Here is a 15,744-nt window from a genome sequence, read left to right on the forward strand (position 1 = left end):
GAAACGACGGCAATGACCAAATCACAAATTCTATCGCAAGCGTCAAGCTCAATCCTTGCGCAAGCGAAACAAGCGCCAAACTCAGCGCTAAGTCTGCTAGGTTAATTTCAAACCTAAGACGAGAACCTCATTGGCTCGTGGTGAGAGATGAGCGAGTAAACCCAGCTTCGGCTGGGTTTTTTTCTGTCTTTTGGGCCCCCAGGATTTCTGCGAATCACGACATTAGAGCTTCATCACATTTCAGTAAGCCAAAGAAAATAATCGCAAAAAATTGAAAATTTCTTCTAAAGGATATTCATCGGTCGCCGTTAAAGGGACTGAGAGAAATGAGATGTACCTAAGTGAGGTGAGAGACACGACGGTACATTCACTAAAGCCTTAAGGAGATCAATTATGGCGATTAACGTTAATACTAACGTTTCTGCGATGACTGCACAGCGTTACCTAAACCAGGCAGCTGACGGTCAACAAAAATCTATGGAGCGTTTGTCTTCGGGTTATAAAATCAATAGCGCGAAAGACGATGCTGCAGGTCTACAGATTTCAAACCGCTTGAATGCACAAAGCCGTGGCCTAGACATGGCAGTGAAAAACGCAAACGACGGTATTTCTATTGCACAGGTTGCTGAAGGTGCAATGAATGAATCTACCAACATCCTACAACGTATGCGTGATCTTTCGCTTCAATCGGCGAACGGCTCTAACTCAAAAGCAGAACGTGTAGCGATCCAAGAAGAAGTAACAGCGCTAAACGACGAGCTAAACCGTATTGCTGAAACTACCTCTTTCGGTGGTAACAAGCTTCTAAACGGTACTTACGGTACTCAATCTTTCCAAATCGGTGCGGACTCAGGTGAAGCAGTGATGCTTTCTATGGGTAACCTACGCTCAGACACTTCAGCAATGGGTGGTAAGAGCTACGCAGCAGAAGAGGGTAAAGACGCATCTTGGACTGTTGGTGAGAAAACAGAGTTCAAAATGAGCTATACCAACAAGCAGGGTGAAGAGAAAGAGCTATCAATCAGCGCTAAACAAGGCGATGATATTGAACAGCTAGCGACATACATCAACGGTCAAAACGATGATGTAAAAGCCTCTGTTGGCGAAGATGGCAAACTACAAATATTTGCTTCTTCTCAAAAAGTTGAAGGTGATGTTGAGTTTTCTGGCAACCTAGCAGACGAGATCGGCTTTGGTGGCCCGAAAGACGTAACAGTGAAAGACATCGATGTAACCACAGTAGCTGGCTCTCAAGAAGCAGTAGCGGTTATCGACGGTGCTCTTAAGTCCGTAGACAGCCAACGAGCTTCACTCGGTGCTTTCCAAAACCGCTTCAACCACGCAATCAGCAACCTAGACAACATTAACGAGAACGTTAACGCGTCTAAAAGCCGTATTAAAGATACTGATTACGCGAAGGAAACCACTGCGATGACTAAGTCGCAAATTCTTCAGCAAGCAAGTACTTCAATCCTGGCTCAAGCGAAGCAGTCTCCATCTGCAGCGCTAAGCTTGTTGGGCTAAGTGGTAAACCCAGCCTGAGGTCAACACCTTAGTGCTGGGGCACCAAAGCGATAGATTCTATCGTTAGCCCATAAGGTGGAAGGGAGATTGTAATGGATATATCCTCCTACGCATCGAACATCCAGCCTTACGGCACGCCAAATGGCACAAAGTTTGCAAATAAAAATGGCAATGATATAGGCACGTCTAGCCCAGCAAATTCAAATGGTGAGATTTCGCCGCAAAAAGCGAAAAACACCGAATACGACTTCTCTGTTCAAGCTGCGATCGAGATGGCTGAAAGCCGTCAAGAACTGAACAAAGAAGAACGTGAAAAATTGGTCGCACAAATGAATGAATTTGTAACGTCCATAAACAAAGGAGTCGCATTTCGAGTGGATGAAGAATCCGGACGAGATGTGGTGACGATTTATGAAGCCAATACCGGTGACGTGATTCGTCAAATTCCTGATGAAGAAATGCTAGTGGTATTGCGTCGCCTAGCTGAGCACACAGCCAACAGCGGGTTGTTGACTGAAAAAGTGTAAGTCGTTTTTAGAGGTGATTTGATGAGTTTAGGCCCTTTGGGGATGTCTGGCGGCATGGATATTAATTCCATGGTCAGCAAAATTGTGGATGCCGAACGCGTACCAAAGCAGCAACGCATCGACAACGAACGCACGACAATTAATGCCAGTATCAGTGCTTACGGACGACTCAGAGAATCATTGGATACGATGAAAAATCTCATGGCGAACTTTCGCCAGGAGAAAGCATTTGCCGTTCGCACTGTCGAAACGACCGATGACAATATCGTATCTGCCACGGCAACCACAGATGCTATCGCTGGCAAATATGCTATCGATGTGTTGCAGCTTGCTCAGAGCCATAAAGTCGCTTCTGACGTATTGCCAGAAGACGCAAAATTTGGCCCTGGTAAGCTGCAGATTTCGCTTGGTGATGAGCGTTTTAATATCGATGTTCGTTCCCGATCTAAGCTCATCGATGTCGTACGTGGCATCAATGGCGCTAAAGATAACCCTGGCGTTCGTGCATCTCTTATTAACGACGTCGAAGGTCCACGCCTTATCCTTGCTTCTAACCTCTCTGGTAAGGATCATCAAATCAGAGTCAGTGTGGAGGCAGAAAAAGGCAACCCTCTTAAATATTTCGAATACCAAACACTTGAAGACCGCGTCAACGCGCTTGAAGAAGCTCGTTCAGCGGCGGAAGATGTCTTAGGTCCTCTTAAATTTCCGGAACAACCAGCAGAAGATCTGGATGTAAACGGCAATCCTCTACCTCCAGAAGAGCAAAAAGCGGCAGACGATGTACAAGATGATGCATCGCAGGCGCCAATCTCTGCGGCGGGTGCAGAAGCAGCCAAAGCTGGTCAAGAAGCCATTGATGAAGCCAATCGACGCGCGAGCTTACGCCCTGAAGACAGAATTCCAGGGTGGACAGAAACTGCGTCAGGTACTTTGTTGGACTCTTATGAAGAACCAGAGCTCGAACTCGACGAAAAGGCAATAGAGAAGGCACCAGATGTACCAGGCTGGAATAATGCCGCATCGGGCACCCTAACCGATTCTTACGTTACGACGAAAGAGGCTAAGCAGCTTCTTGAGCAAGAAAAAGCGGAAATCGAGCAAAAAATTGCGAGTGAAAAGCAAGCGTTAGACGAAAAAGTGGCACGTGGTGAACTTTCCGAAGCGCAAGCTAAGCAAATTCATCGCGCTAAACTTGATCCTCAAGAACGTGAGCGTCTGGAAAAAATTGATGAAGCAGAAGCGAAAATCGCAAAGGCACAATCTGCTTTTGAAGAATACCTTGGGATGACAGAAGTACAAGCAGGGCAAGATTCAGAAGTTCTGCTTGATGGCGTGGCAAAGCTATCTAGCCACAACAATGTGATTGAAGATGCGATCGAAGGTGTTGATTTAACACTAAAAGGCAAATCAGAACCGAATAAACCGCCTGCTGAAATTGGTGTCGAGTACGACCGTCAAAGTGTACGCAACGATATCGAAAACTTTGTGGCAGCGTATAACTCGTTTTATCAAACCTCCCAAGCGTTGGCGAGTGTGGATCCGGTAACGGGTCAAAAAGGGCCGTTGTCAGGTGACAGCACCGTACGCAGTGCAGATTCACGATTAAAATCGGTCTTTTCTACTCGAATCGATAAGGCGCCTGAAAACCTAAAGTCCTTAACAGAATTTGGCATTACGACCACACGTCAAGGCACCCTAGAAATCAACTATGACATGCTAGACCGCCAGTTGAACAATAACTTCAACGAGTTAGAAAAGTTCTTCGGTGGCAACACAGGTTTTGCTAAACGAGTAGAAGATGCGATTCACGGTATCACAGGTATTACAGGCAGTATTCGTACTCGAGAAAAAAGTCTCACAGAACAAAACTACCGTTTGAGTGACGATCAAGCGGCATTAGATCGCCGCATGGAAAGCCTAGAGAAGCGTACTCATGCGAAGTTTACCGCGATGCAAGATGCGACCGGTAAAATGCAAGGCCAGTTAGGCGCTTTGATGAGTGCGTTGGGTTAATAAATGCAAAAAGAACTCATGGAAATTAGTGATATAGATCAACTAATTACGCAAGAATTAGAAAAAGTTGACTTTAATGCTGAAGAAATTCTTCGCTTGGTCGATATCAGGGAACGGTTATTGCAGAACCTGTTACCAATTATTCATCAAAATCCTTTGGTTAAGCAGGATGCAGAGTGGCAAGCATTGCTAACTCGTACCAAAAGAATTGTCGAGCTGATGCAATCGGAAACGTCAAAGGTCGGAAAAGAGCTCCATAAGTTTCGTTATGGCCAGCGTTCACTTCAGCAGTACAAAAAATTTATTTAAAAGAGGATTACTATGCGCGGTTCTTTGCAAGCATACAAAAAGGTATCAGTCGACAGCCAGCTTAGCGCGGCTTCTCCGCACAAAGTCATTCAAATGCTTATGGCTGGTGCGATTGAGCGCCTTATTCAAGGTAAAGCAGCCATGCAAGCAGGCAATATTCCAGCAAAAGGTGAGCGCTTAGGTAAAGCGTTAGACATCATTATCGCGCTACGCAGCTGTCTATCTATGGATGACGGTGGTGATATTGCTTCAAACTTAGATTCACTGTATGAGTTTATGATCACGCAAATTTCTGCTGCTAACCATCAAAATGAGCCTCAGCTGATCGACGACGTTATCGACATTATCCGTGAGATCAAGTCCGCTTGGGACCAAATCCCAACAGAGTTTCATAATCTTACCGCTGCTGAAGTTGGTATTTAATAGTCAAAACAATGCGTTAAGATACTAGACGAATATATTTGTCAATTGCGCAACGAGTTGTGTAGCAAAGTTTCTATCAAGCTCACACCTCTCCATTGCTTGGTTGCCTTATTTTTATATTCAAATAAAATAGAAGCCATTAGTAGCCCTAATGGCTTTTTTGTTGCTGATTTTCCTATTTTGTCTATCGTAAATTGAGTGTGGTGGTTCTGCCTTCTTTAGCACCCAATTGCGCAAATCAAGGTTTGGCCGCAACGCACCTAAAATAAAGGCAATCATTCTTACTTATGCATGGTTTGGCAAAGCTGCTTGTAATTGATGATGACGCATCAAGTCGTTTAAATTTAAGCAATATATTGGAATTTGTTGGAGAAAATTGCGAAGCGGTCAGTTCTGATCAGCTCAGCGATGTTGATTGGTCTAGCGTATGGTCGTGCTGTATTGTTGGTAATATTCCAGCAGGTCAAGCGGCGAGTACGGTTATCTCTCATTTAAACAGCGCTTACCACATCCCTCTTCTAGTCATGGGCCGTTTTCCTTTGCCTGTTGATGATCTTCCAAATTTTGTTGGTGAACTAGAGCTGCCGCTTAATTACCCACAGCTTAGTGAAGCGTTACGCCACTGCAAAGATTTTCTGGGGCGAAAAGGAGTGAATGTTGTTGCTAGTGCACGCAAAAACACGCTTTTTCGCAGCTTAGTTGGTCAAAGTAGAGGTATTCAAGAAGTTCGACACCTGATTGAGCAAGTATCAAACACGGAAGCAAACGTGTTGATCTTAGGTGAGTCCGGTACGGGTAAAGAAGTTGTTGCGCGTAACATCCACTATCATTCTTCATACCGCGATGGCGCATTTGTACCTATTAACTGTGGTGCAATACCGCCTGAGCTCCTAGAAAGCGAATTATTTGGTCACGAAAAAGGCGCGTTTACTGGTGCGTTAACTGCCCGTAAAGGTCGATTTGAGCTCGCAGACGGTGGCACTATCTTTCTTGATGAGATTGGCGATATGCCAATGTCGATGCAAGTAAAGTTGCTTCGTGTATTGCAAGAACGCTGCTTTGAACGTGTAGGTGGCAATAGTACCATCAAGGTAAATGTTCGAGTGGTGGCGGCGACACACCGTAATCTAGAAAATATGATTGAAGAAGGCACGTTCCGAGAAGACTTGTTCTATCGCCTGAACGTGTTTCCAATTGAGATGCCAGCGCTGAAAGAGCGCAAACAAGATATACCATTGCTGCTGCAAGAACTGATGACACGTTTAGAGGCGGAGGGCGGACAACCTATCTGCTTTACACCTCGTGCAATCAACTCACTTATGGAGCATAACTGGCCGGGCAACGTACGCGAGTTGGCTAATCTTGTTGAGCGAATGATTATTCTGTATCCAAATAGCTTGGTGGATGTAAACCATCTACCAACCAAATATCGCTACAGTGACATCCCAGAGTTCCAACCAGAGAGCAATCCATTTGTTTCGGTGGAAGAGCAAGAGCGTGATGTATTCCAAGATATCTTCTCTGAAGATTTTAGCTTTGAAGATCAAGACGACCTTGATCACAGCATGAACGCCCCGCAAGCGCTGCCACCGGAAGGGGTTAATTTGAAAGAGCTGCTGGCTGATTTAGAAGTTAATATGATCAGCCAAGCATTAGAAGCGCAGGGTGGCGTTGTTGCAAGAGCGGCCGACATGCTGGGTATGCGACGTACTACGCTGGTGGAAAAAATGCGTAAGTACAACTTACAGCGCTAGGTAAAGTGAAGTTTTAAGACGATATCTGAATAATCACTTGGGCTGGTTAACATCGCTTTTCTGGCATCCAAAACCGTTATCTCTGAGTGTCAACTTATTGTCGATAGCTTAACGTCCTGATAAATATAAAAAATAGCTTGGTACGCTAATTGCTTGCCAAGCTATTTTAGTTTTAGCGGCGATATTTCGACAGGCAGTAATGGATAACAACACCAATCAATCCCATTTAGATTCCGTAGAGAATCAGGTTGAGCGCTACAAACAGGTGCTCGATGTGATGCCTGCTGGAGTGATTTTGCTCGATACGTACGGAGTAGTGCGTGAAGCAAATCCAGAAGCGCACCGAATTCTCGAGATTCCACTGGTTAACGAAAAATGGTTCAACGTTATCCAGGCGGTGTTTGACCCACGTGAAGATGATGGCCATGAAGTTTCATTACGTAATGGCCGTAAAGTTCGACTCGCCATCTCGGCGTCCACAACAGGTCAATTGATCCTGATTACCGATTTAACCGAAACCCGTTTACTTCAAGCTCGTGTCAGTGATTTACAGCGCTTATCGTCGTTAGGACGTATGGTTGCGTCGCTTGCTCACCAAGTAAGAACGCCGCTGTCGAGCGCTATGTTATATGCATCCAATTTGGGAGCGCCAAATCTTCCTCCAGCGACAAAAGATCGCTTCCAAACCAAATTAATGGATCGACTGCACGATTTGGAAAAGCAGGTTAATGATATGCTGCTTTTTGCTAAAGGTGGTGATAATAAAGTCATTAAGCCATTTACGATTGCCCAGTTGGTAGCGGAATACCAGCCGATGGTCGAAACCGCGCTAAAAAACAACAGTATTGATTACTGCCTAGAAGTGGAAGAAGAACAAACTGAACTACTAGGCAATGCGAACGCCATTGCATCCGCATTAAGTAATCTGGTCATGAACGCGATTCAAATGTCTGGTAAAGAATCGCAAGTCGATATTTTTTTCCGCCCGGTAAATGGTGAGTTACGCATTTCTGTGCAAGACAGCGGACCGGGTGTGCCCGAAGAACTGCAAGCCAAAATCATGGAGCCATTTTTTACCACACGTTCTCAAGGAACTGGATTAGGGTTGGCAGTTGTTCAAATGGTTTGCCGTGCCCATGACGGTCGATTGGAACTTATTTCAGAGCAGGGTGATGGAGCCTGCTTCACCATGTGCATTCCGCTAGAGCGAGTGCAAACAGAAGCGCAATAAGCGGCCTTTGGTAATAACAATTTCTGGAGAATCATAATGGCGCAAAGCAAAGTGCTGATCGTAGAAGACGATGAAGGTCTTCGTGAAGCCCTAGTCGATACTCTGGCTCTGGCAGGGTATGAGTGGTTGGAAGCGGACTGTGCTGAAGATGCACTGTTGAAGCTGAAATCGAATACGGTTGATATCGTCGTTTCTGATGTGCAAATGGCGGGTATGGGTGGCTTAGCTCTGCTCAAAAGCATCAAGCAGAATTGGCCTAACTTACCAGTATTGCTAATGACGGCATACGCCAATATTGAAGATGCCGTGTCTGCAATGAAAGATGGCGCGATTGACTACATGGCGAAACCATTTGCACCAGAAGTGTTGCTAAATATGGTCAGTCGTTATGCACCGATAAAAAGTGATGACAACGGTGACGCTATCGTTGCTGATGAGAAAAGTCTGCGCTTACTCGCGTTGGCCGATAAAGTGGCGCGTACAGATGCGAATGTTATGGTGCTAGGTCCGAGTGGCTCAGGTAAAGAAGTGATGTCGCGTTATATTCACAACGCGTCAAATCGTAAAAATGGTCCTTTTGTCGCAATTAACTGTGCCGCGATTCCTGACAATATGCTCGAAGCAACACTGTTTGGCTATGAAAAGGGCGCATTTACTGGTGCTGTTCAGGCATGCCCAGGAAAGTTCGAACAAGCGCAAGGTGGCACAATCTTGCTTGATGAAATCAGCGAAATGGACTTGAACCTGCAAGCGAAGTTGTTGCGTGTTTTGCAAGAGCGAGAAGTAGAGCGCCTAGGCAGTCGCAAAAGCATCAAGTTAGATGTTCGTGTGTTAGCGACGAGTAACCGTGATCTTAAGCAATACGTGTCAGAAGGAAACTTCAGAGAGGACTTATATTACCGCCTGAATGTATTCCCAATTGCGTGGCCTGCACTTAAAGAACGTAAAGGCGATATTGCACCGCTTGCCAAGCATCTTGCTGAGCGTCATTGCAGCAAAATGGGCATGCCAGTGCCTCAATTCTCGACCGTTGCGTTAGAAAAACTATTGCAATACCCTTGGCCGGGTAATGTTCGTGAATTGGATAACGTGGTTCAACGAGCGCTGATATTAAGTGAAAATGGCGACATCGATGCAGAGCACATTTTGCTCGAGGGCGTAGATTGGCAAGATGCCAATAGCTTGCAACACGTGGTGCAAAATGCAGATATGGTCGTGCCCAATGTTAAGCCAGTTGCTCAAGCTGAGAGTGTCAGCCGCCCAGTAACTGGTGGAGAAGGCTTAGGCAGCGAGCTGCGCGATCAAGAATACGCCATTATTTTGGAGACTTTGGTTGAGTGTAATGGTCGACGCAAAGAAATGGCGGAGAAACTGGGTATAAGCCCTCGAACCTTGCGCTATAAGCTTGCCAAAATGCGTGATGCTGGTATAGATATCCCGAATTAACACAGACAACGGCCATAAGACGAAAAGTGTAAGTAAATTGATTGCTAATGTCTTATGGCACGTTAATTGCTGTGTCAATAATCAGTTTTGTTAATAGTCAATCTTTTGGCTTAGAGGTGCTAATGAAAATTGATGGTATTCAGGCAGAAATGCGCGCCATGATGGTAGAAGCAACCAATACGGCTCCTACTGCAAGTGGGGCGAAAGTTGGAGCGGATTTTAACGATCTCCTAACTAAAGCCATCAATAACGTGAACACACTTCAAAAAGCATCTGGTGATTTACAAACCCGTTTTGATCGTGGTGATGCCGATGTATCCCTTTCTGACGTTATGATCGCTCGTAACAAGTCTAGTGTCGCTTTTGATGCGACGGTTCAAATTCGCAATAAACTCGTTGAGGCATATAAAGACCTCATGAACATGCCAGTGTAATTTAGGTAATAAGTGTGGCAGACAAGTCTACAGATTTAACCGTCACTGAAGGCGGCTCAGATGGTGCACTGGTAGCAAGTTCCGATGTGGATGTGGAGAGTCAAAATCCAGATCTAGAGGAGCGCAGTGCGTCAAAATTCGATATGGCAGTGGGCGACCTCGATTTACTTCGTCAGGTTGTGCTTGTGCTGTCGATATCCATCTGTGTTGCATTGATCGTGATGCTGTTCTTTTGGGTCAAAGAACCGGAGATGCGCCCACTTGGTGCGTATGAGACCGAAGAATTGATCCCCGTTCTGGATTATCTGGACCAGCAGAAAATCAATTATAAGCTTGATGGCAATACTGTTTCTGTTGAATCGAGTGAGTACAACTCGATCAAACTTGGCATGGTTCGTTCCGGCGTTAACCAAGCTACAGAAGCAGGCGATGATATTTTGCTGCAAGACATGGGTTTTGGTGTTTCACAACGTCTCGAGCAAGAGCGTCTCAAACTCAGTCGAGAGCGCCAATTAGCTCAAGCAATTGAAGAAATGAAGCAAGTTCGCAAAGCACGAGTGTTATTGGCACTGCCAAAGCACAGCGTGTTTGTGCGTCATAACCAGGAAGCGTCTGCGTCGGTATTTTTGACATTGTCGACAGGCACGAACCTTAAGCAACAAGAAGTGGATTCTATTGTCGACATGGTAGCGAGTGCCGTGCCGGGAATGAAAACTTCTCGAATTACCGTCACAGATCAGCATGGCCGCTTACTCAGCTCAGGCTCCCAAGATCCTGCTTCTGCAGCGCGACGCAAAGAACAAGAATTAGAACGCAGCCAAGAGCAAGCGCTGCGCGAAAAAATTGATTCCGTACTATTACCGATTTTAGGTTATGGCAACTATACGGCGCAGGTTGATATCCAAATGGATTTCAGTGCGGTTGAACAAACTCGCAAACGCTTTGATCCGAACACCCCTGCGACCCGCAGTGAGTACGCACTCGAAGATTACAATAACGGTAACATGGTAGCGGGTATTCCGGGTGCGTTGAGTAATCAGCCTCCAGCGGATGCCTCAATTCCGCAAGATGTGGCTCAAATGAAAGATGGTTCTGTCATGGGGCAGGGTTCAGTTCGTAAAGAGTCCACGCGTAACTTTGAGCTAGATACCACCATCAGCCACGAGCGAAAGCAGACCGGGACGGTGGCTCGTCAGACCGTTTCTGTTGCGATTAAAGACCGTCGTCAAGTTAACCCTGATACGGGTGAAGTGACTTATACCCCAATGTCCGAATCTGAAATCAATGCTATTCGCCAAGTATTAATTGGTACCGTCGGCTTTGATCAAGGTCGTGGCGATTTACTGAATGTATTGAGTGTAAAGTTTGCTGAGCCAGAGGCTGAGCAGCTAGAAGAACCACCAATTTGGGAGCACCCTAACTTCAGTGATTGGGTTCGTTGGTTCGCAAGTGCATTAGTGATTATTGTGGTTGTGTTGGTTCTGGTTCGCCCAGCAATGAAGAAATTGCTTAACCCTACCAGCGATGATGAAGACGAAATGTACGGACCAGACGGCTTGCCGATTGGTGCGGATGGTGAAACTAGCTTGATTGGCAGTGACATCGAAAGCAGCGAACTGTTCGAGTTTGGCTCAAGTATTGATTTGCCAAACCTTCATAAAGATGAAGATGTATTGAAAGCGGTTCGCGCTCTGGTTGCGAATGAACCTGAACTGGCTGCTCAAGTAGTGAAAAACTGGATGAATGACAATGGCTAACGATATCGTACCTCAAGATGACAACGCCGCGGGAATGCCAGTAGAGCTGGATGTTTCAACCATTACCGGCGAAGAAAAAGCGGCAATTTTACTACTGAGCCTTAATGAACAAGATGCAGCTGGCATTATCCGTCACCTAGAACCAAAACAGGTTCAGCGTGTTGGTAGTGCGATGGCTCGCGCGAAGGATCTCAGCCAAGACAAGGTATCTGCTGTTCATCGTGCGTTTTTGGAGGATATCCAGAAATACACCAACATTGGTATGGGCAGCGAAGACTTTATGCGTAATGCACTGGTTGCCGCTCTTGGTGAAGACAAAGCCAACAACTTGGTTGACCAGATCCTACTTGGTACGGGATCAAAAGGCTTGGATTCTTTGAAATGGATGGACCCACGCCAAGTGGCGAGCATTATTGTCAATGAACACCCACAGATTCAAACTATCGTACTGTCTTATTTAGAAGCAGACCAATCTGCAGAGATTTTGTCTCAGTTCCCTGAGCGCGTGCGTTTGGATCTGATGATGCGTATTGCCAACCTTGAAGAAGTTCAGCCATCAGCATTGGCAGAGCTGAACGAAATCATGGAGAAACAGTTCGCGGGTCAAGCGGGTGCACAAGCAGCCAAAATTGGCGGCCTGAAAGCAGCAGCGGAGATCATGAACTACCTAGACAACAACGTCGAAGGTTTGTTAATGGAGCAAATTCGCGATCAGGACGAAGACATGGCGACGCAAATCCAAGACCTAATGTTTGTCTTCGAAAACTTAGTCGAGGTGGACGACCAAGGTATTCAGAAGTTGCTGCGTGACGTACCACAAGACGTGTTGCAAAAAGCACTCAAAGGTGCAGATGACTCGTTACGTGAGAAAGTCTTCAAGAATATGTCTAAACGTGCTGCTGATATGATGCGTGATGATATAGAAGCGATGCCGCCAGTACGAGTGGCAGATGTAGAAGCCGCTCAGAAAGAAATCTTAGCAATTGCCCGTCGAATGGCGGATGCTGGTGAGCTCATGCTATCTGGCGGTGCTGACGAATTCTTATAATTTCTATTGCTTCGCAATTATCCTATTGCGGAGCACCCTCACTTCTTAATCGAACACACAATAGGTAACCCATGGCTGGCGATAGAAAACGTGGATTTATCCGTCCTGATGAAGATGATTCGATGATCGAACCTCAACGTTGGGGGCTGCCTGATTATGGCGAGCCTAAAGCCAAACAAGCAAAACAAACCGCGTTCAACTATGACCCGGGATGGGTGCCGAATTTTGATGAGCCTGAAGAAGAGCAGCCACTTGCGCTAACCGAAGAACAAATTGAACTGATTAAGCAAGGTGCTTATCAAGAAGGCTTACATCAAGGTCAGGAAGCTGGCTTTAAGCAAGGCTACGACAAAGGTAAAGAAGAAGGGTTGCAAGCCGGCCATGCTGAAGGTCTCGAGCTCGGAAAAGCTGAAGGGGTGACTGCAGGGCAAGAATACATTCAGCAGCAAGTTGAAACCTTTATGAACTTGGCCAATCAGTTTGCTCAACCTTTGGAGTTGATGAATGCTCAGGTTGAAAAGCAGCTGGTGGATATGGTGCTCTGCTTAGTCAAAGAAGTGGTGCACGTTGAAGTACAAACCAACCCTCAAATTATTTTAGATACAGTGAAGCAGTCGGTCGAAGCGCTACCAATATCAGGCCACCCTATTACCTTGCACCTGAATCCAGAAGATGTCGCGATTATTCGTTCAGCTTATGGTGAAGAAGACCTTGATTGTCGCAACTGGACGTTAGTTGCTGAGCCATCGCTCAATCGAGGTGATGTCCAGATTGAAGCCGGCGAATCAAGCATTAATTATCGCATGGAAGAACGCGTCAAAAGCGTATTGCACAGCTTTTGTGGCGCAAACCGTCATCAAGAGGGTGAGTAATCCATGCAAGCACTCGCTGACCGCTTAAAAAGCTACAAAGTTGAAGGCCTTACGACGCGCCCTGTCGCCTCTGGCAAACTGGTGCGTGTGGTTGGGTTAACGTTGGAAGCAACCGGCTGTCGCGCACCAATTGGCAGTTTATGCTTAGTGGAAACCATGTCAGGTCAGATGGAAGCCGAGGTTGTCGGCTTTTCAGGTGACAACCTATTTTTAATGCCAAGCGAACAAATTACGGGCATTTTACCTGGCGCGAGAGTCACCCCTTTAACCAATGACGCTGGTTTGCCTGTCGGCATGGAGCTACTTGGGCGCGTTATAGACGGGGTTGGGAATCCACTTGATGGACTTGGCCCTTTGTATACCGATCACCGTGCCTCTTTTAATGCCGAACCGATCAACCCGTTGGCTCGAAAACCAATTTCTGAACCGCTCGATGTTGGCCTAAAAGCCATCAATGGTTTGTTGACGGTTGGTAAAGGTCAGCGTATCGGTCTGTTTGCAGGTTCTGGTGTGGGTAAATCGGTCACGCTTGGCATGATGACGCGAGGCACCACCGCACAGGTTGTGGTCGTCGGCCTGATAGGTGAGCGTGGACGTGAAGTTAAAGAGTTCATCGAAGAGATCTTGGGTGAGGACGGTCGTCGCCGCTCAGTGGTGGTCGCGGCGCCTGCCGATGCTTCACCTCTAATGCGCTTAAAGGGGTGCCAAACGGCATTAACGATTGCTGAATACTTCCGGGACCAAGGGTTAGATGTTCTGCTATTGATGGACTCGTTGACTCGTTTTGCACAAGCACAGCGTGAAATCGCACTTTCTGTTGGTGAGCCGCCAGCGACGAAAGGCTACCCGCCTTCTGTATTTGCCAAGCTGCCAGCGCTGGTTGAGCGAGCGGGTAATGGAAGTGCCGAACAAGGCTCGATTACGGCGTTCTTTACCGTGTTGACCGAAGGGGATGATTTGCAAGATCCGATAGCGGACGCATCGCGAGCCATTCTTGATGGCCATATTGTACTTTCTCGTGAAATGGCGGATGCAGGCCATTATCCGGCGATTGATGTCGAGAAGTCGGTGAGCCGTGTTATGCCGCAAATCACGACCGAAGAGCACGTTCTGATGTCAAAAGCGGTGCGACAGGTCTTGTCTATTTGTCGCAAGAATCAAGATTTGGTCTCGATTGGAGCGTACAAACCGGGTACCGATCCTGCTATTGATGGCGCATTTACTTTGAAACCGAAGTTAGACGAATACTTGCAGCAGAGCATGAAAGAATCAGTGCCATATGATATGTGCGTCAATATGCTTAGAAACATTTTGGGTGGGTGATAGCGCATGAATAATGCGATGGAGTTTCTACTTGAGCAAACTAAGGATCGTGAAGACCAAGCTGTGCTTGCACTGAACAAAGCGCGTTCTGAACTCGAAGATTATTACCGTCAGGTTGAACAAATTGAAAAGTATCGGCTTGATTATTGCCAGCAGCTCGTCGACCGTGGTCAGGCGGGCCTAACGGCAAGTCAATATGGACACTTAAATCGATTCCTTACCCAGCTAGATGAAACTTTATCTAAGCAAAAGCAAGCAGAAAGTCATTTCAAAGAGCAGGTTGAAAACTGTAAAGAATATTGGTTAACCGTGCGTAAAGAACGCAAATCCTATGAGTGGATGATAGACAAACGCGAAAAAGAGAAACAACTTGCTGAAGCTAAGCGCGAACAAAAGCAAATGGACGAGTTTTCCACCTTACTTTACAGTCGAAAACCACATCGTTTCTAAACGTTATCGGTTCGATATTGCATTACGGTGTTGCAGTTGACTACATCTCTACCGATTCAAGTAAGGTAACTTTGATTGAGTCTTGTTCAATTAGCTCAAATACCTTCGGTCGAATCTCGTGAACCCACCACTCGTTGTATGTTTTTTCGTAGAGAGCCTGGCGTGCTTGTTCATTGTCGAACTCTCTAAGCCAAACAAAATAGTCATGTCCATCATCACCAGTGTGGACGTAAGTATTCAGTACACGCATGCCTTGTGAGCGTTGATAGGGCAACAGTTCTTCCTTCATCCAACTTAGCCACTGTTCTGTTTTGCCTGCTCTGATTCTATATTGGCGTAATTCTGTGATCTTCAAAGTGATTCCTTAATTGTTAAGTCAAATGTCTGTTTACGCTTATCGTTTTTCAAAGTCAATCAAGTAGCTGTACATCATGTTAGAAACCAGGTTCTCGGATAGTACTGTTGATGTTTGTTCCATAAACATGCCATCTATTAGCTTACCGAGAATTGGCTCAATATTGTGGTGTGATTTTTGCATTTTAGCTGTCAGTGTCGGGTCTTTTTGACCTTTGTTTGCCGCCAGTATTGCTGTCTGTCAGCGATACGCTCAGAGCCACGAGAACGAGAGTT

The 15,744-nt window shown here is 46.1% G+C and carries 17 protein-coding genes; 15 read left to right on the plus strand and 2 right to left on the minus strand.

The annotated features are described in order from the left end of the window. The 15 genes from R7070_RS18035 to fliJ form a co-directional block, all read left to right on the plus strand. Nucleotides 1-105: flagellin (locus tag R7070_RS18035; protein WP_254661342.1), on the plus strand; the 105-nt coding region annotated here is incomplete at its 5' end. A 288-nt stretch (nt 106-393) separates the two neighbouring features. After that, nucleotides 394-1,524 (plus strand): flagellin, encoded by a 1,131-nt coding sequence (locus R7070_RS18040; RefSeq protein ID WP_256900667.1) that lies wholly within the window; start codon nt 394-396, stop codon nt 1,522-1,524. A gap of 92 nt (nt 1,525-1,616) precedes the next feature. Then, complete coding sequence (gene flaG / locus R7070_RS18045) at nt 1,617-2,051, plus strand: flagellar protein FlaG (protein WP_005384493.1); 435 nt, start codon at nt 1,617-1,619, stop codon at nt 2,049-2,051. A 21-nt stretch (nt 2,052-2,072) separates the two neighbouring features. Beyond that, the gene (gene fliD / locus R7070_RS18050) at nt 2,073-4,067 is read left to right on the plus strand and encodes a flagellar filament capping protein FliD (RefSeq protein WP_104979603.1); all 1,995 of its coding nucleotides are present in this window, start codon (nt 2,073-2,075) and stop codon (nt 4,065-4,067) included. A gap of 3 nt (nt 4,068-4,070) precedes the next feature. After that, on the plus strand, nt 4,071-4,376 hold the full coding sequence (locus R7070_RS18055) for a flagellar protein FliT (protein ID WP_017820817.1): 306 nt from the start codon (nt 4,071-4,073) through the stop codon (nt 4,374-4,376). Nucleotides 4,377-4,388: 12 nt separating this feature from the next. Continuing rightward, nucleotides 4,389-4,799: a flagellar export chaperone FliS gene (fliS, locus tag R7070_RS18060; protein WP_005380457.1), complete on the plus strand. Its 411-nt coding sequence runs from the start codon at nt 4,389-4,391 to the stop codon at nt 4,797-4,799. 287 nt (nt 4,800-5,086) lie between these two features. Then, nucleotides 5,087-6,553, plus strand: coding sequence for a sigma-54 dependent transcriptional regulator (locus R7070_RS18065; RefSeq protein ID WP_005384490.1), 1,467 nt, complete (start codon nt 5,087-5,089; stop codon nt 6,551-6,553). Between the two features lie 199 nt (nt 6,554-6,752). Beyond that, nucleotides 6,753-7,784 carry a sensor histidine kinase gene (locus tag R7070_RS18070; protein WP_005380459.1) on the plus strand — a complete coding sequence of 344 codons (1,032 nt, stop codon included), beginning with the start codon at nt 6,753-6,755 and terminating at the stop codon, nt 7,782-7,784. A 36-nt stretch (nt 7,785-7,820) separates the two neighbouring features. Beyond that, nucleotides 7,821-9,230, plus strand: a complete 1,410-nt coding sequence (locus tag R7070_RS18075) for a sigma-54-dependent transcriptional regulator (protein WP_005394318.1) — start codon at nt 7,821-7,823, stop codon at nt 9,228-9,230. A 122-nt stretch (nt 9,231-9,352) separates the two neighbouring features. Then, complete coding sequence (fliE, locus tag R7070_RS18080) at nt 9,353-9,664, plus strand: flagellar hook-basal body complex protein FliE (RefSeq protein ID WP_005384482.1); 312 nt, start codon at nt 9,353-9,355, stop codon at nt 9,662-9,664. A gap of 14 nt (nt 9,665-9,678) precedes the next feature. Further along, nucleotides 9,679-11,421, plus strand: a complete 1,743-nt coding sequence (fliF, locus tag R7070_RS18085; RefSeq protein ID WP_005380462.1) for a flagellar basal-body MS-ring/collar protein FliF — start codon at nt 9,679-9,681, stop codon at nt 11,419-11,421. Then, on the plus strand, nt 11,414-12,469 hold the full coding sequence (gene fliG / locus R7070_RS18090; RefSeq protein WP_005380470.1) for a flagellar motor switch protein FliG: 1,056 nt from the start codon (nt 11,414-11,416) through the stop codon (nt 12,467-12,469). Before fliF ends, fliG begins: the two co-directional genes overlap by 8 nt. A 71-nt stretch (nt 12,470-12,540) precedes the next feature. Continuing rightward, nucleotides 12,541-13,341 carry a flagellar assembly protein FliH gene (gene fliH, locus R7070_RS18095; RefSeq protein ID WP_005380472.1) on the plus strand — a complete coding sequence of 267 codons (801 nt, stop codon included), beginning with the start codon at nt 12,541-12,543 and terminating at the stop codon, nt 13,339-13,341. A gap of 3 nt (nt 13,342-13,344) precedes the next feature. Then, on the plus strand, nt 13,345-14,664 hold the full coding sequence (gene fliI, locus R7070_RS18100; RefSeq protein WP_256900666.1) for a flagellar protein export ATPase FliI: 1,320 nt from the start codon (nt 13,345-13,347) through the stop codon (nt 14,662-14,664). A gap of 6 nt (nt 14,665-14,670) precedes the next feature. Then, complete coding sequence (gene fliJ, locus R7070_RS18105; protein WP_005380474.1) at nt 14,671-15,114, plus strand: flagellar export protein FliJ; 444 nt, start codon at nt 14,671-14,673, stop codon at nt 15,112-15,114. Nucleotides 15,115-15,154: 40 nt separating this feature from the next. Here fliJ and R7070_RS18110 read toward each other — a convergent pair whose 3' ends face one another. Continuing rightward, the gene (locus R7070_RS18110; RefSeq protein ID WP_170897463.1) at nt 15,155-15,469 is read right to left on the minus strand and encodes an NIPSNAP family protein; all 315 of its coding nucleotides are present in this window, start codon (nt 15,467-15,469) and stop codon (nt 15,155-15,157) included. Nucleotides 15,470-15,508: 39 nt separating this feature from the next. Beyond that, nucleotides 15,509-15,652, minus strand: coding sequence for a hypothetical protein (locus R7070_RS18115; protein WP_182039393.1), 144 nt, complete (start codon nt 15,650-15,652; stop codon nt 15,509-15,511). Nucleotides 15,653-15,744: the final 92 nt, after the last annotated feature.

The sequence above is a fragment of the Vibrio sp. 1557 genome (assembly GCF_033340175.1).
GTDB classification, from domain to species: Bacteria; Pseudomonadota; Gammaproteobacteria; order Enterobacterales; family Vibrionaceae; genus Vibrio; species Vibrio alginolyticus.